Annotated in this window: 21 protein-coding genes; 9 read left to right on the top strand and 12 right to left on the bottom strand. The window is 70.8% G+C overall.

Annotated features, from left to right (window positions below; genetic code table 11):
* Positions 1-12 precede the first annotated feature (12 nt).
* The gene (gene secA / locus EJK15_RS13835; protein ID WP_138710801.1) at positions 13-2,802 is read left to right on the top strand and encodes a preprotein translocase subunit SecA; all 2,790 of its coding nucleotides are present in this window, start codon (positions 13-15) and stop codon (positions 2,800-2,802) included.
* Between the two features lie 54 nt (positions 2,803-2,856).
* Here the strand turns inward: secA and EJK15_RS13840 are convergent, their stop codons facing one another.
* The 4 genes from EJK15_RS13840 to EJK15_RS13855 all read right to left on the bottom strand — a co-directional run bounded on the left by EJK15_RS13840 (position 2,857) and on the right by EJK15_RS13855 (position 6,948).
* Positions 2,857-3,303 (bottom strand): Rv3235 family protein, encoded by a 447-nt coding sequence (locus EJK15_RS13840; protein ID WP_240776956.1) that lies wholly within the window; start codon positions 3,301-3,303, stop codon positions 2,857-2,859.
* Between the two features lie 173 nt (positions 3,304-3,476).
* The gene (locus EJK15_RS13845) at positions 3,477-4,760 is read right to left on the bottom strand and encodes a PTS transporter subunit EIIC (RefSeq protein WP_138710842.1); all 1,284 of its coding nucleotides are present in this window, start codon (positions 4,758-4,760) and stop codon (positions 3,477-3,479) included.
* Positions 4,761-4,841: 81 nt separating this feature from the next.
* Positions 4,842-6,155 carry a PTS transporter subunit EIIC gene (locus tag EJK15_RS13850; protein WP_138710802.1) on the bottom strand — a complete coding sequence of 438 codons (1,314 nt, stop codon included), beginning with the start codon at positions 6,153-6,155 and terminating at the stop codon, positions 4,842-4,844.
* Positions 6,156-6,207: 52 nt separating this feature from the next.
* Positions 6,208-6,948: a GntR family transcriptional regulator gene (locus EJK15_RS13855; protein WP_138710803.1), complete on the bottom strand. Its 741-nt coding sequence runs from the start codon at positions 6,946-6,948 to the stop codon at positions 6,208-6,210.
* A gap of 127 nt (positions 6,949-7,075) precedes the next feature.
* Here EJK15_RS13855 and EJK15_RS13860 point away from each other — a divergent pair, with 127 nt between their 5' ends.
* The 6 genes from EJK15_RS13860 (at position 7,076) to nagZ (ending at position 12,215) form a co-directional block, all read left to right on the top strand.
* Positions 7,076-8,110, top strand: a complete 1,035-nt coding sequence (locus tag EJK15_RS13860; RefSeq protein ID WP_138710804.1) for an SIS domain-containing protein — start codon at positions 7,076-7,078, stop codon at positions 8,108-8,110.
* Between the two features lie 32 nt (positions 8,111-8,142).
* Complete coding sequence (locus tag EJK15_RS13865) at positions 8,143-8,379, top strand: PTS sugar transporter subunit IIB (protein ID WP_138671752.1); 237 nt, start codon at positions 8,143-8,145, stop codon at positions 8,377-8,379.
* A gap of 10 nt (positions 8,380-8,389) precedes the next feature.
* Positions 8,390-8,836, top strand: a complete 447-nt coding sequence (locus EJK15_RS13870) for a PTS sugar transporter subunit IIA (RefSeq protein WP_138710805.1) — start codon at positions 8,390-8,392, stop codon at positions 8,834-8,836.
* A gap of 117 nt (positions 8,837-8,953) precedes the next feature.
* Positions 8,954-9,217 carry an HPr family phosphocarrier protein gene (locus EJK15_RS13875; protein ID WP_138710806.1) on the top strand — a complete coding sequence of 88 codons (264 nt, stop codon included), beginning with the start codon at positions 8,954-8,956 and terminating at the stop codon, positions 9,215-9,217.
* On the top strand, positions 9,214-10,881 hold the full coding sequence (ptsP, locus tag EJK15_RS13880) for a phosphoenolpyruvate--protein phosphotransferase (protein WP_240776957.1): 1,668 nt from the start codon (positions 9,214-9,216) through the stop codon (positions 10,879-10,881). The genes EJK15_RS13875 and ptsP overlap by 4 nt, the downstream gene beginning before the upstream one ends.
* A gap of 38 nt (positions 10,882-10,919) precedes the next feature.
* A complete protein-coding gene (nagZ, locus tag EJK15_RS13885) occupies positions 10,920-12,215 on the top strand; it encodes a beta-N-acetylhexosaminidase (protein ID WP_138710807.1) in 1,296 nt (431 codons plus the stop codon).
* Here the strand turns inward: nagZ and atpB are convergent.
* The 4 genes from atpB to EJK15_RS13905 all read right to left on the bottom strand — a co-directional run bounded on the left by atpB (position 12,212) and on the right by EJK15_RS13905 (position 16,434).
* The gene (gene atpB, locus EJK15_RS13890; protein ID WP_240776958.1) at positions 12,212-13,042 is read right to left on the bottom strand and encodes a F0F1 ATP synthase subunit A; all 831 of its coding nucleotides are present in this window, start codon (positions 13,040-13,042) and stop codon (positions 12,212-12,214) included. The genes nagZ and atpB overlap by 4 nt on opposite strands.
* Positions 13,043-13,142: 100 nt before the next feature.
* Complete coding sequence (locus EJK15_RS13895) at positions 13,143-13,919, bottom strand: ABC-2 transporter permease (RefSeq protein WP_138710808.1); 777 nt, start codon at positions 13,917-13,919, stop codon at positions 13,143-13,145.
* Between the two features lie 29 nt (positions 13,920-13,948).
* Entirely contained in the window at positions 13,949-15,520 is a 1,572-nt protein-coding gene (locus EJK15_RS13900; RefSeq protein WP_138710809.1) for a DUF1349 domain-containing protein, read from the bottom strand.
* The gene (locus tag EJK15_RS13905; RefSeq protein ID WP_138710810.1) at positions 15,517-16,434 is read right to left on the bottom strand and encodes an ATP-binding cassette domain-containing protein; all 918 of its coding nucleotides are present in this window, start codon (positions 16,432-16,434) and stop codon (positions 15,517-15,519) included. The genes EJK15_RS13900 and EJK15_RS13905 overlap by 4 nt, the downstream gene beginning before the upstream one ends.
* 135 nt (positions 16,435-16,569) lie before the next feature.
* On the opposite strand from EJK15_RS13905, the gene EJK15_RS13910 reads away from it, so the two are divergent.
* Together EJK15_RS13910 and EJK15_RS13915 are read left to right on the top strand one after the other, a co-directional pair.
* Positions 16,570-17,892, top strand: a complete 1,323-nt coding sequence (locus EJK15_RS13910) for a sensor histidine kinase (RefSeq protein ID WP_206060835.1) — start codon at positions 16,570-16,572, stop codon at positions 17,890-17,892.
* Positions 17,893-17,976: 84 nt separating this feature from the next.
* Complete coding sequence (locus tag EJK15_RS13915) at positions 17,977-18,636, top strand: response regulator (protein ID WP_138710811.1); 660 nt, start codon at positions 17,977-17,979, stop codon at positions 18,634-18,636.
* A gap of 16 nt (positions 18,637-18,652) precedes the next feature.
* On the opposite strand, the gene rhaS is transcribed toward EJK15_RS13915, so the two are convergent.
* Genes rhaS through EJK15_RS13935 form a run of 4 tightly spaced genes read right to left on the bottom strand, consistent with a single transcriptional unit; the run spans position 18,653 to position 23,229 of the window.
* On the bottom strand, positions 18,653-19,729 hold the full coding sequence (gene rhaS / locus EJK15_RS13920; RefSeq protein ID WP_240776959.1) for a rhamnose ABC transporter substrate-binding protein: 1,077 nt from the start codon (positions 19,727-19,729) through the stop codon (positions 18,653-18,655).
* Positions 19,730-19,731: 2 nt separating this feature from the next.
* Complete coding sequence (locus EJK15_RS13925) at positions 19,732-20,706, bottom strand: ABC transporter permease (RefSeq protein ID WP_138710813.1); 975 nt, start codon at positions 20,704-20,706, stop codon at positions 19,732-19,734.
* A complete protein-coding gene (locus EJK15_RS13930; RefSeq protein ID WP_138710814.1) occupies positions 20,696-21,736 on the bottom strand; it encodes an ABC transporter permease in 1,041 nt (346 codons plus the stop codon). The genes EJK15_RS13925 and EJK15_RS13930 overlap by 11 nt, the downstream gene beginning before the upstream one ends.
* Positions 21,733-23,229, bottom strand: a complete 1,497-nt coding sequence (locus EJK15_RS13935; RefSeq protein ID WP_138710815.1) for a sugar ABC transporter ATP-binding protein — start codon at positions 23,227-23,229, stop codon at positions 21,733-21,735. The genes EJK15_RS13930 and EJK15_RS13935 overlap by 4 nt, the downstream gene beginning before the upstream one ends.
* Between the last annotated feature and the right edge of the window lie 117 nt (positions 23,230-23,346).

A 23,346-nucleotide genomic window follows, 5' to 3' on the forward strand; every position in this document is an offset into this window, starting at 1 on the left:
GCTTTACATAAAGTGGCAGCCATTCTCGACAAGATCCTACGTGCCGGCGAAGGCAAGATCCTGCGCAAGCTCAAGCGGATCGCAGACCAGGTCAACTCCATCGAGGACGACTTCACAAGCCTGTCCGACGCGGAGTTGCGTGCGCTGACCGACGAGTTCAAGCAGCGCCATACGGACGGCGAAACCCTCGACGATCTGCTTCCCGAAGCGTTCGCGACCGTGCGCGAGGCCTCCCGCCGCGTGCTCGGCCAGCGGCCCTACGACGTGCAGATCATGGGCGCCGCCAACCTTCACATGGGAAACATCTCCGAGATGAAGACCGGTGAGGGCAAGACGCTGACCTGTACTCTGCCGGCGTATCTCAACGCGCTGTCCGGCAAGGGCGTCCACGTCGTCACGGTCAACGACTACCTGGCCAAGCGCGACGCCGACACCATGGGCCGGATCCACCGCTTCCTCGGCCTCGAGGTCGGCTGCATCGTGTCCGGCCAGCAGCCGGACGAGCGCCGCAAGCAGTACGAAGCCGACATCACGTACGGCACGAACAACGAGTTCGGCTTCGACTACCTGCGCGACAACATGGCGTGGTCTCTCGAGGAGTGCGTGCAGCGCGGCCACTTCTTCGCGGTCGTCGACGAGGTCGACTCGATCCTGATCGACGAGGCCAGGACGCCGCTGATCATCTCCGGCCCGGGCGAGCAGTCGGGCAAGTGGTACCAGGAGTTCGCCAAGATCGTGCCCCGGTTGCGCAGGGGCGTCGAGGCGAAGAACCCCGGCGAGGAGAGCACCGGCGACTACATCGTCGACGAGAAGAAGCGCACGGTCGGCATCCTGGAGTCCGGCGTCGAGAAGGTGGAGGACTGGCTCGGCATCGACAACCTCTACAAGCCCGAGCACACCCACCTCGTCGGCTTCCTGAACAACGCGCTCAAGGCCAAAGAGCTGTTCAAGAAGGACAAGGACTACATCGTCGCCGACGGCGAGGTCCTGATCGTCGACGAGTTCACCGGCCGCATCCTGCACGGCCGCCGCTACAACGAGGGCATGCACCAGGCCATCGAGGCCAAAGAGGCAGTGAAGATCAAGGACGAGAACCAAACGCTCGCCACGGTCACCCTGCAGAACTACTTCCGCCTCTACGAGAAGCTGTCCGGCATGACCGGTACGGCCGCCACCGAGGCCAACGAGTTCCACCAGACGTACAAACTGGGCGTGGTCCCGATCCCGACCAACCGGCCGATGATCCGCAAGGACCAGGCGGACGTGGTCTACAAGACCGAGGACGCCAAGTTCAACGCGGTGGTCGAGGACATCAAGGAGCGCTACGAGCGCGGCCAGCCGGTGCTCGTCGGCACGACCTCGGTGGAGAAGTCCGAGCGGCTGTCCAAGGCGCTCAAGCGCCGCGGCGTGCAGCACGAGGTGCTCAACGCGAAGAACCACGCGCGTGAGGCGACGATCATCGCCGAGGCGGGCCGCAAGGGCGCCGTCACCGTCGCCACCAACATGGCCGGTCGAGGCACCGACATCATGCTCGGCGGCAACCCCGAGTTCCGCGCCGACCTCGAGCTGCGTCAGCGCGGCCTCGACCCGGTCGAGACGCCGGAGGAATACGACAAGGCCTACCCGGAGGCGCTGGAGAAGGCCAAGGCGGCGGTCAAGGCCGAGCACGACGAGGTCACCGACCTGGGCGGCCTCTACGTCCTGGGCACCGAGCGCCACGAGTCGCGCCGCATCGACAACCAGCTGCGCGGTCGCTCCGGCCGTCAGGGTGACCCCGGCGAGTCGCGCTTCTACCTGTCGCTCGGCGACGACCTCATGCGCCTGTTCAACTCGGCCAGGGTCGAGATGATCATGACGAGGCTCAACATCCCGGAGGACCAGCCGATCGAGTCCGGCATCGTCTCCAAGGCCATCGCCTCCGCCCAGCACCAGGTCGAGCAGCAGAACTTCGAGATCCGCAAGGAAGTTCTGAAGTACGACGAGGTGATGGACCGTCAACGCAAGGTGATCTACGCCGAGCGCCACCGCGTGCTGGAAGGCGCCGACCTGCACGAGCAGGTGCGTGGCTTCATCGGCGAAGTGATCGAGGGCTACGTCCAGGGCGCCACGGCCGAGGGCTTCGCCGAGGAGTGGGACCTCGACAAGTTGTGGAAGGCGTTCGGCGAGCTCTACCCGGTCACGGTCACGATCGACAACCTCGTCGAGGAGGCCGGCAACCGCGAGGAGCTGACCGCCGAGTTCATCAGCGAGAAGATCAAGAAGGACGCGCTGGAGGCGTACGCCAGGCGTGAGGCGGAGTTCGGCCCGGAGACCACGCGCGACCTCGAGCGCCGGGTCATCCTGTCCGTCCTCGACCGCAAGTGGCGCGAGCACCTCTACGAGATGGACTATCTGCGCGAGGGCATCGGCATGCGGGCCTACGCGCAGAAGGACCCCAAGATCGAATACGCGCGTGAGGGCTACGAGATGTTCGCCGCGATGCTCGAGGGCATCAAGGAGGACTCCGTGGGCTTCCTGTTCAACCTCGAGGTCGAGGTGCAGGAAAACCCGATCGTGGAGGAAGAGGACGCGGTCATCGCGGAGACCCGTTCGATCATCGCGCGCGGGCTGCGCGGGCCCGAGCGGCCGGCCGAGCTCGAATACACCGCGCCCGGAGAGCAGGGCGGGGTCGAGCACACCAAGGTGCGCACCAGCTCTGCGGAGCGGGCCGCGTACGGGAACGTGGAGCGGAACGCGCCTTGCCCGTGCGGGTCGGGCAAGAAGTACAAGCGCTGCCACGGCGACCCGAAGCACGCGGGCTGATCCGGTAGGTCACAAGAACCCCCGCCTCCCCGAGGCGGGGGTTCTCTCATCTAGCTAGGCGGTTTCGAAGTCGGTGCACAACCACTGGACGCCGCGGCGTTCGAGCCGTACGGCGAGGACGTGGTTGCGCTCGCCGCAGTGGACGAGCACGCACATCTCGACCGCGCCGTCCCGGGGCTCTTTCACGTGCATGCTGCCGGCGAACGGCGGGCGGCTCGACTGGATCATCCGCCCCGCCCGCACCAGCTCGCGGTAGGCCCGGCCGGTGAGCCGGTCGGCCACGGTCTCCGGGGGGCGCCGGCCTGCGAGCACCTCTGCCAGGGCTTGTCCCAGGTGGCGCAGCCTGCGCTCATCCGGTATGGCGCCTGGCGGTCCCCAGATCAAGGGATGGCGGTCCAGAGCCAGGGCTCCGTCTATGTGCGGGTCTTCCGCCGGCGAACGATCGTCGTCGTAGGGCGGCTCAGGGGCGGGGGTGAGGCCGATGCGAGGTGCTGCCGACACGCGTCCTCCAAATTCCTGGGCGGAGAAAGAAACGCTTATAAGAGTTTTCGGCCCGGCTCGGATATACGCGGGGCGCCAGCTTCCGCGATTCACGTGCGGTTATGTCGCTTAAACGATGAAAGTCGGCGAAAGCTGGAGTCCTTCCGCGCAGTTCCGGGCAGGTGCTGGTGAAGCTATGTGGCGCCCGTAACCTCGGTGGGCTCGCGGCCGGGGGTGGGCAGGTTCAGGGCGCGGATGAGGATGGCGAAGAGGGCGTAGTAGATGAGGAAATAGGCGACGCCGAAAGCGAGGATCAGGCCCATGCCGTGCGTGTTGGACTTGCCGGCGTTCAGCAGCAGGTCGATGGCGCCGCCCGAGAACGTGAAGCCGAGGCGGGCGCCGAGCTCGGCCATCAGCGCCATCGACAGGCCCGTCAGAACCGCGTGTACGGCGAAGAGCACCGGCGCCACGAAGATGAAGGCGAATTCCAGCGGTTCGGTGATTCCGGTGATGAAGGAGGTCAGGCCCGCGGACAGCATGATGCCACCGACCGGCCCGCGGCGGTCGGGCGGGGCGGCGCGCCACAAGGCGATGGCCGCGCCGAGCAGGCCGAACATCATGACCGGGAAGAAACCCGTCATGAAGATGCCCGCACCCTGCTCTCCGGCGAAATAGCAGTTCAGGTCCCCGGTCGCGTCCCGGATCGCGCCGTTCACGCCCGCGCGGCACTCCGGGAGCGTGAACCAGACGATGGTGTTGAGGAAGTGGTGCAGGCCCAGCGGGATGAGCAGGCGGTTGGCGACGCCGTAGATGCCGGTGCCGGCGGTGCCGTGGGCGGAGAGCCAGTCGCCCACCCCGGTCAGCCAGTCGCCGACGGGCCGCCACAGCAGGCCGAAGCCGACTCCCAGGACGAGGGCGGCGACGGCGGTGACGATGGGGACCGAGCGGCGGCCCCCGAAGAAGGCCAGCCACGACGGCAGCTTGACCCGGTAGAGGCGCTGCCACAGCGCGGCGGCCGTGAGGCCGATGACGATGCCGCCCAGGACGCCCGTCGGGTTCTGGGCGCCCACGTTGAGCGTACGGGTGCCGTCCTGGAGGACGAGCAGGACCTTCTCATAGACCGCGCCCTCGCCCGCGTCGAAGAACAGCGTCTTGGTGACCCGGTCGAAGACCAGGTAGCCGACCAGGGCAGCTAGAGCCGTCGAGCCGTCGGCCTTGCGGGCGAAGCCGATGGCCACGCCGATCGCGAACAGGACGGGGAGGTTCTCGAAGAGGGCGCCGCCGGCGGCCGCCAGCACCGCCGCCACCGGGAGGAGCCAGGGCAGCACGCCGCCGAGGCCGTCCGCGCCGAGGAGATCGTCCTGGCCGAAGCGGAAGAGCAGGCCCGCGGCGGGCAGGACCGCGATGGGCATCATGAGCGAGCGGCCGATGCGCTGCAGCACCGCGAAGGCCGATGACCAGGCCGAGCCGTCGCCCATCGCCGCACTCACCCCCGCTCGGTGGTCCGTTCGCGGGGGAATGGTGGGTTCCTACCACGGCCGCCTGCGGGGAAAACCGCGCTAGGTCTCGCCCGAGTCGACGTCGGGCTCGGGTTCGCGGCCCGGGGTCATGATGTCGAGCCGGCGGATCAGGAACGTGAACACGACGTAGTAGACGACGCCGTAGATCGCGCCGAGCAGCAGGATGCCGGGTAAGTTCTCGGTGTTCGACTTGCTGGCGTTCAGCAGCATGTCGAGCAGGCCCGCGGAGAACCCGAAGCCGAGCTGGCCGCCGATCAGCGTGGTCAGCGCCATGGCCAGGCCGGTCAGCAGCGCGTGGACGACCAGCAGCAGCGGCGCCACGAAGATGAAGGCGAACTCGATCGGCTCGGTGATGCCCGTGACGAACGACGCCAGCCCCGCCGACAGCATGATGCCGCCGACCGTGGCGCGCCGGTGCTTGGGGGCAGCCCGCCACATGGCCAGGGCGGCGGCGGGCAGGGCGAACATCATGATCGGGAAGAACCCGGCCATGAACTGGCCGGAGACCGGGGCGCCGCCGAAGTAGCAGTTCCAGTCGCCGCCGAGCACCCGGCCGCCGACGTCGCACTGCGGGACCACGTACCAGACGACCGAGTTGACGAAGTGGTGCAGGCCGAGCGGGATGAGCAGACGGTTGATCACGCCGTAGATGCCGGTGCCGACGGGCCCGAGCGCGGTCAGGGCCTCGCCCGCGTGCCGGATCCACTCGCCGATCACCGGCCAGAGCCAGCCGAAGAGCACGCCGATGAGCAGCGCCACGATGGAGGTGATGATCGGCACGAACCTGCGCCCGCCGAAGAACGCCAGCCAGGACGGCAGCTTGATGCGGTGAAAACGCTGCCAGAGGAGTGCGGTGACCAGGCCCATCACTATGCCGCCGAGCACCTTGGTGGGGTTCTGCATGCCGTAGTTGATGATCTCTTTGATGCCCTGCTCCTGGACCTCCCTGATCAGGACGGTGTCCCGGATGTCGGAGCCGAAGAACATCACCTTGGTGACGCGGTCGAAGACCAGGTAGCCGACCACAGCGGCGAGCGCGGTGGAGCCGTCGGCCTTGCGGGCGAAGCCGATCGCCACCCCCACGGCGAACAGCAGCGGCAGGTTCTCGAACAGCGCCGCGCCGGCCGCGGCCAGCACCTCGGCGACCTGGCTCATCCAGGCGAACCCGGCCAAGTCGGCCAGCCCGCCGGGCTCGCCGCCGTTGGAGCCGAGCATGTCGGGCTGGCCGAAGCGCAGCAGCAGGGCGGCCGCGGGCAGGGCGGCGATGGGCAGCATCAGTGAGCGGCCCAGTCGCTGGAGCACGGTCATGACGCGCGCGAACGGCGAGGGCCGGGCGGCGGCGGTCTCGTTCACCGGGCGTTCCTCCGGGGGGTGGAGCCGGGGCGGCCCCGGCGGGGTAAGGCCCTCAGCCCCGTCTTACGGGCATTTCGAGAATGGTGCGCAGCTGGTAGCGGTCCGCGCGGTAGGTGGACACGCCCAGCTCCGCGCAGAGGCCGCCGGAGAAGGACCTGCGCTGCAGCAGCAGCACGGCGCCGCCGCGCGGCAGCTTCAGCAGGTCGGCGTCGCTCGGGTCGGCGATGCCGCCGTCGATGGTGAGCTCGCCGGCGTCCATGACGAGGCCGTAGCGGCTCTCCAGCAGCTCGTACAGTGATTTGTCCGACAGATCATGAGAGGCAAGGTCTGGGGCGAGCTTGACAGGGATGTGCGCCCGCTCGATGGACAGCGGCTCCCCGTCGGCGGTACGCAGGCGCTCGATGAAGTGCACCTCCTCGCCCGGCTGGATCCCCAGCTCCTTGGCCAGGTGTGCGCTGGCGCGCACGACCCTCCTGTCGAGGTCGCGCGAGCCCGGGATCATGCCCCGGGCCCTCATGTCGTCGGTGAACGACGTGAGCTGCAGCGCCAGCTCGATCTTCGGCCGGGCGACGAACGTCCCCTTGCCCGGCACCCGGTGCAGACGGCCCTCGGACACGAGGTGGTCGACGGCCTGCCGGACGGTCATCCTGGAAAGGCCGAAACGCTGGCACAGCTCGCGCTCGGACGGGATGGCGGCGCCGATGCTGAGCTCGTCGCTGTCGATGAGGTCCAGCAGGATCTCGCGAAGCTGGAAGTACTTGGGCACCGGGCTGTCCGGATCGATGTGCGCCACGGATCCTCCCCTCGTCTTGACCTAGGCCATAGGTTATGGTTCGTACTGGTCTAGTCCGGACTAGACCACCATATATCGTTAAAGACGGTCAAGTCCGAGCCGCACTGATTTGAGGGATGAGCCCACGATGACCACGAAGATGCGCAGCGAGATCGCCGAGCAGCCGGCCGCGCTGCGGGCCACATTGGACTCCCTGCTCCCTAGGATCGGCGAGGTGAGGGCGGTGGGCGAGCGGGCTCGCCAACTGCTGTTCATCGCGCGTGGCACCTCCGACAACGCAGCAGTGTACGGCCGTTACCTGGTCGAATCGCACGCGGGACGGCTGTCCGCGCTGGCCGCACCGTCGATCGCGACCACGTACAAGCGCAAACTGGACCTGGACGGCGTCCTGGCCGTCGCGATCTCGCAGTCGGGGCGGACGGAAGAGATCGTCGAGACGCTGAGCTGGGCGAAGGACTGCGGGGCCAGCACCGTCGGCATCACCAACGGAGGCCTCGGCAGCCCGCTCGCCCAGGTCGCCGACGTGGCGCTGTGCACGGTCGCGGGGGAGGAGAAAGCCGTCCCGGCGACCAAGACGTACACGACGCAGCTCGCCGCGCTGGCGGTGCTCGCGCTGGGGCTGGGCGCCGACGTGGACGTGGCCGAGCTGCGGCGGGTGCCCGAGGCGGTGGAGAAGCTGATCGCCGAGCCCGGGGACGTGGAGGCCGTGGTCGAGGGGCTGCTCGACAAGCCGGGCGTGGTCGTGTCGGGGCGCGGGCTGGCGTTCTCGACGGCCCTGGAGACCGCGCTCAAGCTCAAGGAGGCCTGCTACCTGCACGCCATGGGCCTGTCGTACGCAGACCTGCTGCACGGCCCCATCGCGGTGGTCGACGCCGACACCCCGGCGCTGCTGGTCGCCGCCGAGAACAGCCCGACGCTGTCCGGTACGGTCGCGCTGGCCGAGCGGGTGGTTGCAGCGGGAGCGGCGGCGTACACGATCGGGGGCGGGGACGCGCTCGCGCGGGCGGGCACGGCCGCGCTCAACGGCCCCGACCTGCCCGAATGGGTGGCGCCCATGGGGCTGATCGTGCCGGGGCAGCTGCTGACCGAGGCGCTGGCCCGCCGGCTCGGCATCGACCCCGACGCGCCGCGCGGGTTGAACAAGGTCACCCAGACCGACTGAATTAGCCTGGGCACGAGAGCTAGGGAGGCCGGATGGCGGCGGATGTGAACGCGATCATCGCCGGGCTCGGCGGCGCGGACAACATCATCGATATCGAGCCCTGCATCACCCGGTTGCGTACGGAGGTGCACGACGCGTCCAAGGTCGACCAGGCCGCGCTCAAGGCGGCGGGTGCGCATGGCGTGATGGCCGCGGGGAACGTGGTCCAGGTCGTCGTCGGGCCGGAGGCGGACACGATCGCCAGCGACATCGAGGACATCATCGGCTAAGGGCGAGACCATGACGACTGTTCTCGCCCCGGTTGAGGGGGTGGCAGTGGGGTTGGCCGCCGTGCCCGATCCGGTGTTCTCCGCGGGCATGGTGGGGCCGGGAACGGCGATCGACCCGCTGCGAGGGCCGGGGAAGGCCGTGGCCCCCATCGCGGGAAAAATCATGAAACTGCATCCGCATGCGTACGTCATCGTGGGGGACGACGGCAAGGGCGTGCTGGTGCACCTGGGGATCGACACGATCCAGCTCAAGGGGAAGGGGTTCCAGCTGCTGGCGGCGGAGGGTGACCGGGTGAGCGCCGGCCAGCCGGTCGTGGCGTGGGACCCGGCGGCGATCGAGGCGGGCGGCCGCTCGCCGGTCTGCCCGGTGGTCGCGCTCGACGCCCTCTCGGCGGCGGTGACCCGGGTCGCCGAGGGGACGGTGCACGTGGGGGACGAGCTCTTCCGATGGGAGTAGGGGCCGCCGCTTCGGCTGGGACGGGCGGAAGGCGACACAATAGGCACGGCCCGCCGATCCGGCAGGCGTCGGACACGCGCGTCCAGGTGGTCTGGACCGGCACAGAAGGAGGACTCGATGGGTGAGCGCAAGGTCACCGTGGCGGCGGAGGTGGGGCTGCACGCCCGGCCTGCGGCGACGTTCGTGCAACGGGCGATGAAGGCCCCGATTGACATCACCGTGGCGAAGATGTCCGGCGGAAAGCCCCCGGTCAACGCCAAGAGCATTCTGGGGATCCTGGCGCTGGACGTCAGGCAGGGCGAGACCGTGGTGATCAGGGCGGAGGGCGAGGGCGCCGAGGAGGTCCTCGACGAGCTGGCCGAGATCGCCGGTACGCCGTGAATCTGCGGGGGGTGGGGGTCAGCCCGGGCATCGGGCACGGCCCCGCGTACGTGCTGACCGTCTCCGTGCCCGAACCCCCCGAGGGCGCAACGTACACAGGTGAGGCGGACGAGGAGAAGGAGCGCGCGATGGCCGCGCTCACCCGGGTCGCGGGCGAGCTGGAGGCTCGCGGCAACCAGGCGGGCGGCGAGGCCGAGGAGATACTCAAGGCCCAGGCGCTGATGGCCGAGGACCCCGGTCTGGTCGTGAAGGTGCGGACCCTGATCGATCGGGGCCTGGCCGCCCCGAGGGCGGTCTTTGAGGCTTTCATAAAATATCGGGACGTGCTGGCCGGGTCCGGGGGCTACCTGGGCGAGCGGGCCGCCGATCTGGACGACATCAGGAACCGCGTGATCGCGCTGCTCTACGGGGTGGCCATGCCAGGGCTACCGGCCGCGGCGGCGGAGCCGTACGTGCTGGTCGCCAGGGATCTCGCGCCCGCCGACACGGCGCTGCTGTCCCGGGCGCAGGTGGCCGCGTTCGTCACCGAGGAGGGCGGGCCGACCAGCCACACCGCGATCGTGGCCAGGGCGATGGGCGTGCCCGCCGTCGTGGCCTGTCCGGGCGCGACCGGCATCCCGCCCGGCGTCCGGGTGATGGCCGACGGCACCTCCGGCGACGTACGCGTGGAGCCGGCCGAGTCCGACGTCGCCGAAGCGGTCGGCGCGGACACGGCCAGGCAGGCCGCGATCGCCTCTGCGCGGGGCCCGGGCCGGACCGCCGACGGGCACCCTGTTCCGCTGCTCGCGAACGTCGGCGGGCCTTCAGAGCTGGACGCGGCCGTGGCCGCGGAGGCCGAGGGGATCGGGCTCTACCGGACCGAGTTCCTCTTCCTCGACCGGGCCGAGCCGCCGTCTGTGGAGGATCAGGCGCGGGCCTACCGGGCGGCGGTGGCGGCGTTCCCTGGCGGCAAGGTGGTCGTGCGGACGCTGGACGGGGGCGCGGACAAGCCGCTGGCGTTCCTGCCCACCCCCGCCGAGCCGAACCCGGCGCTGGGGGAGCGTGGTCTGCGCAGGTTCAGGCGGTTCCCCGCGGTGATGGAGGAGCAGCTCAGCGCGCTCGCGGCGGTCGGCTCCGAGGATCTCCAGGTGATGGCGCCGATGGTGGCCACGGCCGAGGAGGCGGGCTGGTTCGCGAGGGAGTGCCGGGCCAGGGGCCTGCCGAGCGTCGGCGTGATGATCGAGATCCCGTCGGCCGCGCTGCGTGCCCGGGACCTGCTGGTGCCGGTGGACTTCGTCTCGATCGGGACCAACGACCTCGCCCAATACGCCTTCGCCGCCGACCGCCAGCTCGGCGTCGTCAGCGCGCTGCAGGATCCGTGGCAGCCCGCGCTGCTCGACCTGGTCGCCATGGCCGCGAGCGCCGCGTCGGAGGCCGGCAAGCCGTGCGGGATCTGCGGCGAGTCGGCCGCCGACCCGGCCCTGGCCTGCGTGCTGGTGGGGCTCGGGGCCTCGACGCTGTCGATGGGGGCGGGCGCGCTGCCCGCCGTACGCGCCGGGCTGGCCGCGCACACGCTGGCGCAGTGCCGGATGGCGGCCGACGCGGCGCGGGCACGGACCACGGCGGCCGAGGCCCGCGCGGCGGCCCGCGTGCACCTGCCCGGACTCGGGAGGCTGGGGCTGTAAGGGTGGTTTCGAGTCGTCGCATGGATACCTTTGGATGCATGCTTCGACGGATCGGCACGGCAACTCTCCTCGTCATCGCTCTGGCCGCGTGCGGCGGTGGCGGCGGCCCGGCGGGCGCGACCCCGACCGGGGGCAAGGCCGCGCCGCCCGCGCAGACCACGGCGCCCCCGCAGAGTCCGCCCCAGGCGCAGCCGCAGCCGGGGCCGGTCGAGCGCGTGCTGTCGAAGATGAGCGTCGAGGAGAAGGTCGGCCAGCTGTTCATGCCCGTCCTCTACGGCACCTCGGCCGGCACGGTCTCTGGCGAGAACCAGGCGAGATACTCCGCCCAGACCCCGGCCAAGGTGATCGCCAAATACCACCTGGGCGGCGTGATCCTCTTCCCGCAGAACGTCAAGAGCGTCGGCCAGGTCGTCGGCCTGACCAACGGCCTGCAGCGGGCGTCGAAAGAGGTCCCGCTGCTGATCGGCACCGACCAGGAGAACGGCCTGGTGGCGCGGATGTCCGCGCTCATGACGGACTTCCCCGGCGCCTCCCGGATCGGTGCCACCAAGGACCCGGACCTGTCGCGCGCCGTGGCCAAGGCGACCGGCGAGGAGCTGCGCGCGCTGGGCGTGAACCTGGACTTCGCCCCGGTCGCCGACGTGAACGTGAACCCGCGTAATCCGATCATCGGCACGCGGGCGTTCGGCAAGGACCCGCAGCGGGTGGCCACGATGGTCGCGGCGGCGGTGAAGGGCTTCGCCGACGCCGAGGTGGCCGCCACCGCCAAGCACTTCCCCGGGCACGGTGACACCACCGTCGACAGCCACACCGGTCTGCCCGTGATCAAGCATACGAAGGCCCAGTGGGAGAAGATCGACGCGCCGCCGTTCAAGGCCGCGATCGACGCCGGGGTGGACGCCGTCATGAGCGCCCATATCGTCTTCCCCAAGCTCGACCCGTCGGGTGACCCGGCGACGCTGTCCAAGCCCATCCTGACCGGCCTGCTCCGGGGAAAGCTCGGCTTCAAAGGCGTGATCTCCACCGACGCGCTCAACATGGCCGGCGTGCGCCAGAAGTACAACGACGGCGAGATCGCCGTACGCGCCGTGCTGGCCGGGGCCGACCTGCTGCTCATGCCGAACGACCTGCCCAGGGCCTACCAGGCGGTGCTGGCGGCGGTGAAGTCGGGCCGGATCAGCAAGGAGCGCCTCGACCAGTCGGTCACCCGGCTGCTCACGCTCAAGCAGGCCAGGGGGCTGCTGACCAAGGCGCCCGTCGCGTCGGCGGAGGAGGCGGCCGGCGTGCTGCGCTCGGCCGAGCACCGCAAGCTGGCGGCCCGGGTGGCCCGCTAGTGCTCGCCGTGCAGGCCGCTGGCGATGAACATCGAGGCCAGCATGGCGAACAGGAACGCCTGCAGGAACTGGATGAGCATCTCCAGTGCCGTCATCACGATCGTCATCAGCACGCCGATCACGCCCAGGCCCACGCCGAGCGGGGTGAGCCGCTCGAACAGGAACCAGAAGCCCACCGAGCTGAAGAACGCCACGATGATGTGGCCGGCGAACATGTTCGCGAACAGCCGGAGGAAGTGGGTGAACAGCGAGTTGATGAACACCTCGGCCAGGATCATCGGGGCGTAGAGCCCGTAGGCCCAGCCGGGCAGGCCCGGCAGGTGCACGATGCCCCGCAGGTAGCCGCGTACGCCGTGGTGCCGGACGCCGAGGTAGACCTTGATGCCGTACACGGTGACCGCCAGCACCAAAGGGAAGGCGATGTGCGCGGCGACGGGAAACTGGATGAGCGGGATGACGCCCATCAGGTTCCAGAGGAGGACGGTCAGGAAGATGGTGAGGAGCAGGCCCATCCATCGGTCGGCGTCCTTGCCGAGGCTGGGCCGGGCGATCTGGTCGCGTACGAAGTCGTAGGCGTACTCGCCGATGCTCTGCCAGCCCCGTGGCACGATCATCGGCTTGGCGAACGCGGCCCAGCACACGGCGATGATGACGGCCGAGCTGAGCAGGGCGATCAGCACCGGCTTGGTGAACCATTCAGGTCCGCCGGGGATGATCGGGGCGAACTGGAAGAGGTCGAGGCCCGGGGCTTGCCACTGGTCGGGGGAGGCGAACAGGCCGTTGGAGGTGTTCGGGCCGAGAGAGGTGATCAGGATCGTCGTCCGCACGGCGGTCCCTTCTGGGTAGCGTCTAACGCTGGAGAATCACCCTAGCGACCGATTGGGTAGGTCTTAATTGGTGGTATCCGTATGGTCCGGATCTTCGGGGTCAGGCGTCGCGCCGCCGCAGCAGCAGCCCGCCCACCAGGAGCGCCGCGGCCGTCCACGCGGTGAGCACGCCGAGGCCCTCCCACGGGCTGAGAGGCAGGACGGCGGCGTCGGTGGTGGCCTGGACGGCCAGCCCGGCGTTCGCCGGGGAGATGGTCCAGAGGAAGCGCTGCGTGTCCTCGTCGGCGATCATCCGGATGGCGACCGGGAACAGGTAGAGCAGGCCGAGCACCACGCCGGTGGCCGCCGCGGAGTCACGTACGGCGATGGCGATCCCTACGCTGAGCAGCGCGATCAGCGCTAGATAGAGGACGGAGCCGACGGCCGCACGCAGCGTCGGACCGTCGGCCAGGGACAGCGGCGGGTAGCCATGCTCCGGGGTGAAGCCGCTGCCGGGCAGGAGCAGCCGCCCGGCCAGCACGGACCCGAGCACGGCCACCGTCCCCGCGACCAGGGTCAGGCCGGTGAGCAGGCCTGCCTTGGCGGCCAGCATGGTGGTCCGGCGCGGCATCGCGGTGAGGCTGGTGCGGATCAGGCCGGTGCTGTACTCGCCGCAGACCGCCAGCACGGCCAGCAGGGCGACCATCGCCTGGCCCAGTTGCACGCCCATGAGGCCGAGCCGGGTGGCGTCGTGGCCGCAGCCCGCCGACGGGCAGCTCACGGCCGATGCCGCCACGGCGCTCAGTGCCACGGTCAGCACCACCGTCCCGGCCAGCAGCCAGCCTGGTCCCGCCACGGTACGCAGCTTCGTCCACTCGGCGTGCGTCTCGCGCCTCATCCGTGCTCCCGCGGCCGGCGATCCCGGTCTCATACGTCGCTCCGGCGCAGTCGGTACGCGGCCAGGGCCAGGGTCAGCGCCGCGTACCCGCACAGGACGGCGAAGCCGGCCCACGGCGCGAGTGGGTAGTAGCCGGCCGCCGGCGCATAGTGGGCGGTCACCTGCGGATATTCGGGGATGCTCTGCTGGATCGCGAAGCCGGCGGCCGGCGTGACCCGCAGCAGCCAGTCCGACACCGCCTCGGGCAGGAGGGACGCGGTCGCGAGCACGTACGGGACGAGGATCGCCACGATCGCCGCGATGACCGCCATGGCGCTGCGCCGGAACAGCGCGCCGAGCGCGAGGGCGAACACGGCGGACACGGCGAGCACACCCGCGACCCCGGCGATCACCCGCAGCTCGGTGAGCAGGTCCACCGGCATGACGTGGATGCCGTTGCCCTGGAAGAGCCGCCGGCCGACCGGCAGGGTGACGGCGGCGGCGATCAGCGCGGAGACGAAGGTGACCAGGCCGACCACGACGGCCTTGGCCACCAGCACCCGGCCGCGCCGTGGGCTGGCGAGCAGCGTGGTGCGGATCAGTTGCCGCCGGAACTCGGCGGTGACGAACAGCACCGCCACGACGATCACCGCGATCAGCGCGAACATCGCGCCGCTCAGCGTGCGCTCGACGCGGGCCTCGGCCGTGAGCGGCGCGATGTCCCCCACCCCGGTGATCGTGTACGTGCCGCCGGACCGGACGAGCCCGCCCGGGTGGTGGGCCGAGCCGTCGGGCTCGTACGTGACCCCGATGTCGTCGCGGCTCCACGCGCCGCCGGTCCCCGCGCCCCGCACGCCGACCTCGTCCATGACGGCGGTGACCTCGGCGAAGCGGGACGCCGAGATGGACCCGCCCACCACGTTCCGGGAAATCCGCACGTCGCCGGGGGAGGCGGCGAAGAGCCCGATGCGGACCTTGGCCGTCAGCCCTTCGAGGCGGGCCGTGCCGACCTCGCTCCACTGCCTGCCGTCGGCCGACTCCTCACCCTTGATCGTGTCGCCCGCGCGGGTCAGCCGCAGCCAGCGCGGCGACTCCGGCGAGACGCGGCCGGGGCGGCCCGCCACGTCCTCGGTGAAGTTGTGCTGCATCCGCACGCCGTGCTCGGCGGTGACCATCACGGCCGCGTAGGCGGAGCCCTGCCGGGTGCTCTCTTTGATCATGACGCCGGCCTTCGCCCACGGGACGACATCGTTGGCGACGTTCCTGACTCCGGGGGTTTCGTCGGGCAGGCGGATCTGACCGGTCATGGAGCTCACCCGCACGGTGATGCTGCCGTCCCCGTCCAGTGGCTGGTGCGCGAAGTAGAAATCGTCCTCCACGGCCTGGCCGCCCGGCCCCGTAGGGGGAACGGGGCAGGGCACCTCGACCGGCCCATGGCTGCAGGAGGAACTGCTGGCCGTCGCGGACAGCAGGCCGAGCCCCACGACGAGCAGCGCCGCGACGGCCAGGCCGATGGTCCAGCCGCGTACCGTGCGGAACTTGGTCCACTCCGCGCGCAGGAGCTGCGCGAAGCCGTCGCGCCCGGCCCGCAGGTCCGAGCGGTAGGGGGTGACGGTGGTCATCGTGCCGCCCCCTTGAACTCGACCGCGTCCCTGGTCAGGTCCAGGTACGCCTCTTCCAGCGTCGCCCGGTGGGCGGCCACCTCGGAGAACGGCACCGACTGGGCGCCGAGCACCCGCACGATGTGCTCGGCCGCCAGCCCGGAGACGGTGAGCGTGTCGCGCTCGGTGACCGTCACGGTGGCGCCGGCGTGGGCCAGCGCCTGCATCGCCTCCGGCCGCGCCGGCGTACGCAGCGTCACCCGCCCGTTGGACGCGGCCGCGATCAGGTCGGCCACGCTGGTGTCCGCGACCACCTGGCCCCGGCCCACCACCACGAGATGGCCGGCGGTGTCCTGGAGCTCGCTCATCAGATGGCTGGACACCAGCACGGCCCGTCCCTCGGCGGCCAGCGACCGCAGGAAGCCGCGGATCCACACGATGCCCTCGGGGTCGAGGCCGTTGAACGGCTCGTCCAGCATGAGCACCGGCGGGTCGCCGAGCAGCGCCGCGGCGATCCCCAGCCGCTGGCGCATGCCCAGCGAGAACCCGCCGGCCCGGCGCCGGGCCGCGGACCGCAGCCCGACCTGCTCGATCACCTCGTCCACCCGCCCGGCGCCCAGCCCCTGGGAGTGGGCCAGCCACAGCAGGTGGTTGCGCGCGGTGCGGCTCGGTTGCAGCGCGCCGGCGTCCAGCAGCGCGCCGACGTGGCGCAGAGGGCTGTCCAGGCTCGGGTACGGCCGCCCGCCGATCAGCGCGCGGCCCTCGTCCGCGGCGTCCAGGCCGAGCACCACCCGCATCGTGGTGGACTTGCCCGCCCCGTTGGGCCCGACGAACCCGGTGACGTGCCCTGGCCGCACGGTGAACGACATCCCGTCCAGCGCCAGGGCCTGGCCGAACCGCTTGCGCAGCCCGGTGACTTCGATGGTTGCTTCCACGCCAGGAAGACTAGGCAGCGGCGGCCGTCGCGGTCGTCACGCGGGGGAGCGATCTCCGCCGTCGCTGGCGGCAGCTACGGCCCGTCCCTCACACGAGGGATGCCAGGACGCCGCGCGCCCGTGACAATGGCCTTTGTGGAGCGAGCGCGAGGCCGGTGGGCCGAATGGGGGCGCCGGATCGCGACCGCGTTCCCGGCGGCGGCCCGGTACGGGCCCGGCGCGCTGCCGGCGCTGCTCGCGGTGGCAGAGTCGATCACACAGGCAGGGGTCTCGTCGACGCAGCCCGTGCTGGGGGAGAGCGTGAGCGTGCCGGCGGGCGATCCGGCCGGGGTCGACGGCGGCCCGCCGGTGCCCGGCCAGGCTCACACGCCGATGCCTGGCCAGGCCGACGCGCCGCTGATGGACACCGCCGACGCTCCCCTCTCCATCATCGTCCTCCCCCTCCTCGCCCTGGCCACGACGCTGCCGCTGCCGCTGCTGTGGGCCCAGCCGCTCATCGGCGCGATCGTGACCGGCGCGGCGAGCGTGCTCTCGATCACGGCCTTCCACACGCTCACCGTGGCCGGCGCGGTCGCCCAGGTGATCGCCGCCTACCGGGCCGGCCGCCACGGGCCGCCGGCGCCGGCCGTGCTGGTCACCGTGCCATTCCCGATCCTGGCCGTGGTGCTCGAACCGGCCGGTCAGCTGCGGGTGGTGATGCTGATGCTGGCCTGCCTGGCCCCTGCGGCGGCGCTGGCCGGGATCGCCCGCCGGGCTCGCGGGAAGGCCCTGGCCGACACCGCCGCCCGGCAGGTCGTCGCGGACAGCCTGCTGGAGCACACCGCCCGCGGCGAGCGCGCCCGCATCGCCCGCGAGCTGCACGACGTCGTGGCCCACCACATCTCCATGGTCGCCGTGCAGGCGGAGACGGCCCGGCTCGCCGTGCCCGGGATGCCGGCCGCGGGCGCGGAGCGGCTGCTGGCGATCGGCGACACCGCCAGGGCGGCGCTGACCGAGATGCGGCGGCTGCTCGGCGTGCTGCGCGAGGACGCCCAGGCGGAGGCGAGTTGGCGGCCCCAGCCCGGCCTGCGCCTGCACGAGCTGAACGAGCTGCTCGACGAGTCGCGCGATGCGTCGGGAACCGGCACCCGGCTCGTCCTCAGCGGTGCCCCGGCCGAGCTCGACCCCGGCGTGGAACTGGCGGCGTACCGGATCGTCCAGGAGGCCCTCACCAACGCTCGGCGGCACGCGCCCGGGGCCGCCGTGGACGTGGAGCTGCACTACACTGACGGCGCCCTGCGGCTGGTCGTCCGCGACAACGGGCCTGGCCCGGCCGGCGGGGAGGCGGGCGGCCACGGACTGTCCGGCATGCGGGAGCGCGCGGCGGCCGTGGGCGGCGAGCTGCGCACCGGCCCCGCGCCCGGCGGCGGCTTCTTCGTCGAGGCCCGCCTACCAGGAAGGGATGAGAGCGCCGGATGAGCGTCGAGGCCCGCCCACCAGGAAAGGACACCAGCGCCGGATGAGCGTCGAGGCCGCCTACCAGGGAAGGACCCCAAACGCTCCATGATCCGCATCGTCATCGCGGACGACCACCTGGTCGTCCGCACAGGGTTCGCCGAGTTGCTCGACACCCAGCCGGACTTCGAGGTCGCCGGCACCGCCGCCGACGGGGCGGAGGCGGTGCGGATCTGCCGCGAGCTGGCCCCCGACGTGGTGCTCATGGACGTGCGCATGCCCGGCATGGGCGGAATAGAGGCCACCAGGGAGCTGGCCGGGCCGGGCGGGCCGCGGGTGCTCATCCTGACGACGTTCGACCTCGACGAGTACGTCTACGACGCGCTCCGCGCCGGGGCCAGCGGCTTCCTGCTCAAGGACGTCACCGCCGAGCGGCTCTTCGACGCGGTACGCGTCATCGCGGCCGGCGAGGCGCTGCTGGCCCCGGTGGTCACCAGGCGCCTCATCAGCGAGTTCGCCCGCCTGGGCCCGCGATCCGGCGCGCCCGTGGCGGCGCTGTCCACGCTCACCCCGCGCGAGACGCAGGTGCTCCGGCTCGTCGCCGAGGGGCTGTCCAATCCGGAGATCGCGGGCCGGCTGATGGTCACCGAGGAGACGGTGAAGACCCACGTGAGCCGCGTGCTGAACAAGCTCGGGCTGCGCGACAGGACCCAGGCGGTCGTCGCCGCTTATGAGACGGGCCTGGTCGTGCCGCGCAGCCGATCATGACGACTCAGATGTCGAATCAGAAATCGAAATCGTCAATGTTGTCCTTGTTGAACACGGTCGGCTTGCCGAGCAGCACCTCGCCCTTGGCGCCGATCGTGTACTCGCCGAGCTTGCCGGCCTTGAACTTCTCGCCCTCGGCGCCGGTGATCTGCCCGGAGGCCAGGGCGGCGGCCGCGTACGAGGCCAGGTAGCCCAGGTCGCCCGGGCTCCACAGCTCGAACGCCTCGATGGTCCCGTCCTTGACGAACTTCCGCAGCTGGTTCGGCGTGCCGAGCCCGGTCAGCTTGACCTTGCCCTTGTACGGCGAGTCCGACAGGTAGCGGGCCGCCGCGGCGATGCCCACGGTCGTCGGGGAGATGATGCCCGCCAGGTCCGGGTACGAGCGCAGGAGACCCTGGGTCTCGGTGAACGACTTCTGGTCGTCGTCGTTGCCGTAGGCGACCTTGACCAGCTCCATGTCCTTGTACTCGGGCTTCTTCAGCTCGTCCTTCATGAACTCGATCCAGGTGTTCTGGTTGGTCGCGTTCGGGGTGGCGGACAGCACGGCGATCTTGCCCTTGTGGCCGAGCTGCTCGGCCAGGAGCTGCACCTCCGTACGGCCGAGGTCCTCGGGGCTGGCCTGGTTGACGAACACGTCGCGGCCGTCGGCGGCGGTGTCGGAGTCGTAGCTGACGACCTTGATCCCGGCGGCCCTGGCCTGCTTGAGCGCGGGCACGACGGCGTTCGGGTCGTTCGCGGAGATGACGATGGCGTCCTGCTTCTGCTGCATCAGCGTGTTGATGTAGGACACCTGCGAGGACGCGCTGGCGTCGGACGGGCCGACCTCCTTGCCCTCGCCGCCGAACTCCTTGGCGGCCGCGATGCCGCCTTCATCGGCGATCGTGAAATACGGGTTGTTGACCTGCTTGGGCAGGAAGGCGATCTTCAATCCCTGCTTGAGCGAGGCGTTCGGGTCGGCCGCGGCCGACGACGCGGCGGTGGCCGGGGCGGAGGACTGCTGCTGCGCCACGTCGGTCTTGGTGGTGCCGCCGCAAGCGGCCGTCAGCAAAGCCAGACCGGCCAGGAGCGCTGTATGACGCCAAGTGGTACGCATTTTCATGATGGGGACTTCCCTTCCATTTGTGGTGATATGCGCCGCCGCCAGACCGCCCCCAAGTTCGGCGCCAGCACGGACGCGACGAGCAGCAGGCCCGTCACGAAGTTGAGGACCTCGTTGGCCACGTCCGCGAGGATCAGCGCGTTGCGCACGACGCCGAGCAGCAGGACCGCCATCAGCACTCCGGGCAGCGTCCCCCGCCCGCCGAAGATCGACACCCCGCCGAGCAGCACGGCGGCGATCACGGCCAGCTCCAGGCCGACGCCGTTGTCCGCGCGGGCGCTGGCGTACCGGAACGTGTAGACCAGGGATGCCAGCGAGGCCATCACCCCTGAGGCCACGAACAGCCAGAACTTGATGCGCTTGACTCGGATGCCCGAGAAGTACGCGGCCTCCTCGTTCGAGCCCAGCGCGAAGATGGACCGGCCGAGGCCCGTCGCGTGCAGCACCACCGCCGCCACCGCCGCCAGCACCGCGACCAGCACGGTCGCCAGCGGTACGGGGCCGATCGAGGAGGTCGCCAGGCTCGTGTAGGCGGGCGGCAGATCGGCCACCGCCTGGTCGCCGAGCATCACGTAGGCGAGGCCGCGGAACAGGGCGAACGTCCCGATCGTCACCGCCAGCGAGGGCAGGCCGAGCCGGGTGACCAGCAGCCCGTTGAACGCGCCGCACACCGCGCCGACCAGCAGGCAGATCGGCATGATCGCCTCGATCGGGAGCCCGGCGTTCCACAGCCAGCCGAGCACCGCGCAGGACAGGCCGAGCGTGGACGCCACGGACAGGTCGATCTCGGCCGCCACGATGACCAGCGTCATGGTCAGCGCCATGAGGGCGATCTCGGTGGTGTCGAGCAGCAGGAACGAGACGTTGGAGCCGTTGGCGAAGCCGTCCACGCCCAGCGAGGACCAAACGAGGACGCCGGCGAGCAGGACGAGGATCAGGCCCTCCCACCGGCGGGCCAGGTCAAGTCTCATCGTGGAACCTCCTGCGGCGCAGTGCGGCGGCCACCCGCAGGGCGAGCAGCCGGTCGAGGACGATGGCGGCGATCAGCAGCCCGCCGTTGATCGCGGTCTGCGCGAACGCGTCGACCCGCAGCACGGCAAGCGCGCTGGTGATGCTCGCCAGCAGCAGCGCGCCGAGCGCGGCCCCGTACACGGTGCCACTGCCGCCGAAGATCGCTACGCCGCCCACCACGACGGCCGCGATCACGTCGAGCTCCTTGCCGGTCGCCACGGTGGCGTCCACGGTGCCGAAGCGGGCCGCCCACATGACGCCGGCCAGCCCGGCAAGCGCCCCGTTGGCGACGAACGCCGCGACGATCCGGCGCCGCACCCTGATCCCGGCCAGCACCGCGGCCTCGGGGTTGGAGCCGATGGCGTAAAGCTCGCGGCCGGAGCGCAGGTTACGCAGCATCCAGCCGACCACCAGCAGCACGATCACGGCGACCAGCGCGAGCAGCGGCACCCCGAGCACCGAGCGCGTCCCCAGGGACAGGAAACCCTCGGGCATGTCGGCGGCGTTCACCTGGCGCCCGCCCGCCCAGGCGTAGTCGATGCCGCGGAAGGCGTACAGGGTGCCGAGGGTGGCGACCAACGCCGGCACCTTGGCCGCCCCGACGAGCAGGCCGTTGACGGCGCCGCAGGCGGCGCCGAGTGCCACGCAGCCGGCGATCACGACCGGGATCGGCACGCCGGGGTTGTCGGCGAGGACCAGCGCGCCGCCGAACGCCGACAGGCCCACCACCGAGCTGACCGACAGGTCCACGTTCCGGGTGATCACGACGAGCGTCTGGCCGACGGCGAGCAGGGCCACGATGGCCGAGTTGAGCAGGATGTCGCGCAGGCTGGCGTAGGCGAGGAAGCTCGGGTTCACCGCGCCCGTGACGGCGAACAGGGCGCCGAGCGCGATCACGATACCCAGCTCCCGCACCCGCGCGACCCGGTCGACGAGCCTCCGGCCGCCGTTGCGCCGCGCGCTTTCCGACCTGGTTGCGGTCGCGGTCACGCGGCGCTCCTTCCGGTCGCGGCCGCCATCACGCTCTCCTCGGTCGCGGCCGCGCGGTCGATCTCCGCGACCAGCCGTCCCTCGTGCATGACCAGCACCCGGTCCGCCATGCCCAGCACCTCGGGCAGCTCAGAGGAGATCATCAGCACCGCCACCCCGCTCCCTGCCAGCTCCGACAGCAGCCGGTGCACCTCGGCCTTGGTGCCCACGTCGATGCCCCTGGTGGGCTCGTCCACGATGAGCACCGACGGCTTGCGCGCCAGCCACTTGGCCAGCACGACCTTCTGCTGGTTGCCGCCGGAGAGCACGTTCACCGGGTCCGTCAGCCGGGCGAACTTCAGCTGCAACCGCACCGCCCAGTCCTTCGCCCGCTCCCGCTCGGCGAGCCGCGAGATCAGCGGTCCGCGATGCAGGGCGGCCAGTCCGGCGAGGCCGATGTTGCGCTCGATCGACAGGTCCATGACGAGGCCCTGCTGCCGCCGGTCCTCCGGGACGAGCGCCAGTCCGGCCGCCATCGCGGCCGTGGGGCTGGCGGGCCGCAGCCGCTTGCCGGCCACCTCCACGCTCCCGGCGTCCCACCGGTCGATGCCGAACACGGCCCTGGCCACCTCGCTGCGCCCGGCGCCGACCAGCCCGGCGAGCGCGACGATCTCGCCGCGCCGCACCTCGAACGACACGTCGGTGAAGACACCCTCGCGAGTGAGCCTGCGCACGCTCAGCGCGACCTCCCCGGCGTCCGTCTCCTGCTTGGGGAACAGGGCCTCCAGCTCCCTGCCCACCATGCGGCGTACCAGGTCGTCGGGGGTGATGTCGGCGATCAGGTCGCTCGCCACGAAAGCGCCGTCCCGCAGGGTCGTGACCCGCTGGCACAGCTCGAACATCTCCTCCAGCCGGTGCGAGATGAACAGCAGCGCGCAGCCCTGCTCGCGCAGCGCCTTCGCCACGCCGAACAGCCGGGCGACCTCCTTGCCCGAGAGGGCGGCGGTCGGCTCGTCCATGATGAGCACCCGCGCCTGCCGTGACAGGGCCTTGGCGATCTCCACGAGCTGCTGGTCGGCGATCGACAGGCCGCGGGCCGGCTGGCCGGGGTCGAGTTGCACGCCGAGCCTGGTGAACAGCTCGGCGGCGGCCGTACGCATGGCCCGCCGGTCGATGCCGAAGCGGGCGCGGGGCTGGCTGCCCATGAAGATGTTCTCCATGACGGACAGATCGGGGAACAGGGTCGGCTCCTGGTAGATCACCGCCACCCCCGCCCGCTGGGCATCGGCCGGCCCCGCGAATTCCACCGGTTCGCCGTCCATCAGGATCTGACCGGAGTCCGGCCGGTGCACGCCGGAGAGGATCTTCACGAGCGTGGATTTTCCCGCGCCGTTCTCCCCGGCGAGGGCGTGCACCTCGCCGGCGAACAATTTCAGAGAGACCTCGCGTACGGCCCGCACGGCGCCGAACGCCTTGCTGACCTGCGAGAGGGACAGGACGGGATCATCAACCATAGCTGCACCAGGTAAAAAATCGTTTTAATCGGTGGGAGGAAAGTAGAGCAGCGACTGGCTGCAAGTCAATGCCCGATTACAACGAGATTTCCGATCAACCGACAGACACGGCGACCA

Origin of the sequence: Nonomuraea basaltis, assembly GCF_005893125.1 — a bacterium.
Lineage (GTDB): Bacteria > Actinomycetota > Actinomycetes > Streptosporangiales > Streptosporangiaceae > Nonomuraea > Nonomuraea basaltis.

Bases quoted from the DNA above. Each gene is read 5' to 3' on its own strand.
- rhaS (WP_240776959.1), bottom strand. From the start codon at position 19,729: ATGCGTACCACTTGGCGTCATACAGCGCTCCTGGCCGGTCTGGCTTTG.
- EJK15_RS13935 (WP_138710815.1), bottom strand. From the start codon at position 23,229: ATGGTTGATGATCCCGTCCTGTCCCTCTCGCAGGTCAGCAAGGCGTTC.
- EJK15_RS13860 (WP_138710804.1), top strand. From the start codon at position 7,076: ATGACCACGAAGATGCGCAGCGAGATCGCCGAGCAGCCGGCCGCGCTG.
- EJK15_RS13875 (WP_138710806.1), top strand. From the start codon at position 8,954: ATGGGTGAGCGCAAGGTCACCGTGGCGGCGGAGGTGGGGCTGCACGCC.
- EJK15_RS13870 (WP_138710805.1), top strand. From the start codon at position 8,390: ATGACGACTGTTCTCGCCCCGGTTGAGGGGGTGGCAGTGGGGTTGGCC.
- EJK15_RS13895 (WP_138710808.1), bottom strand. From the start codon at position 13,919: ATGAGGCGCGAGACGCACGCCGAGTGGACGAAGCTGCGTACCGTGGCG.
- EJK15_RS13845 (WP_138710842.1), bottom strand. From the start codon at position 4,760: ATGGGCGACGGCTCGGCCTGGTCATCGGCCTTCGCGGTGCTGCAGCGC.
- EJK15_RS13925 (WP_138710813.1), bottom strand. From the start codon at position 20,706: ATGAGACTTGACCTGGCCCGCCGGTGGGAGGGCCTGATCCTCGTCCTG.
- EJK15_RS13865 (WP_138671752.1), top strand. From the start codon at position 8,143: ATGGCGGCGGATGTGAACGCGATCATCGCCGGGCTCGGCGGCGCGGAC.
- EJK15_RS13900 (WP_138710809.1), bottom strand. From the start codon at position 15,520: ATGACCACCGTCACCCCCTACCGCTCGGACCTGCGGGCCGGGCGCGAC.
- nagZ (WP_138710807.1), top strand. From the start codon at position 10,920: ATGCTTCGACGGATCGGCACGGCAACTCTCCTCGTCATCGCTCTGGCC.
- EJK15_RS13915 (WP_138710811.1), top strand. From the start codon at position 17,977: ATGATCCGCATCGTCATCGCGGACGACCACCTGGTCGTCCGCACAGGG.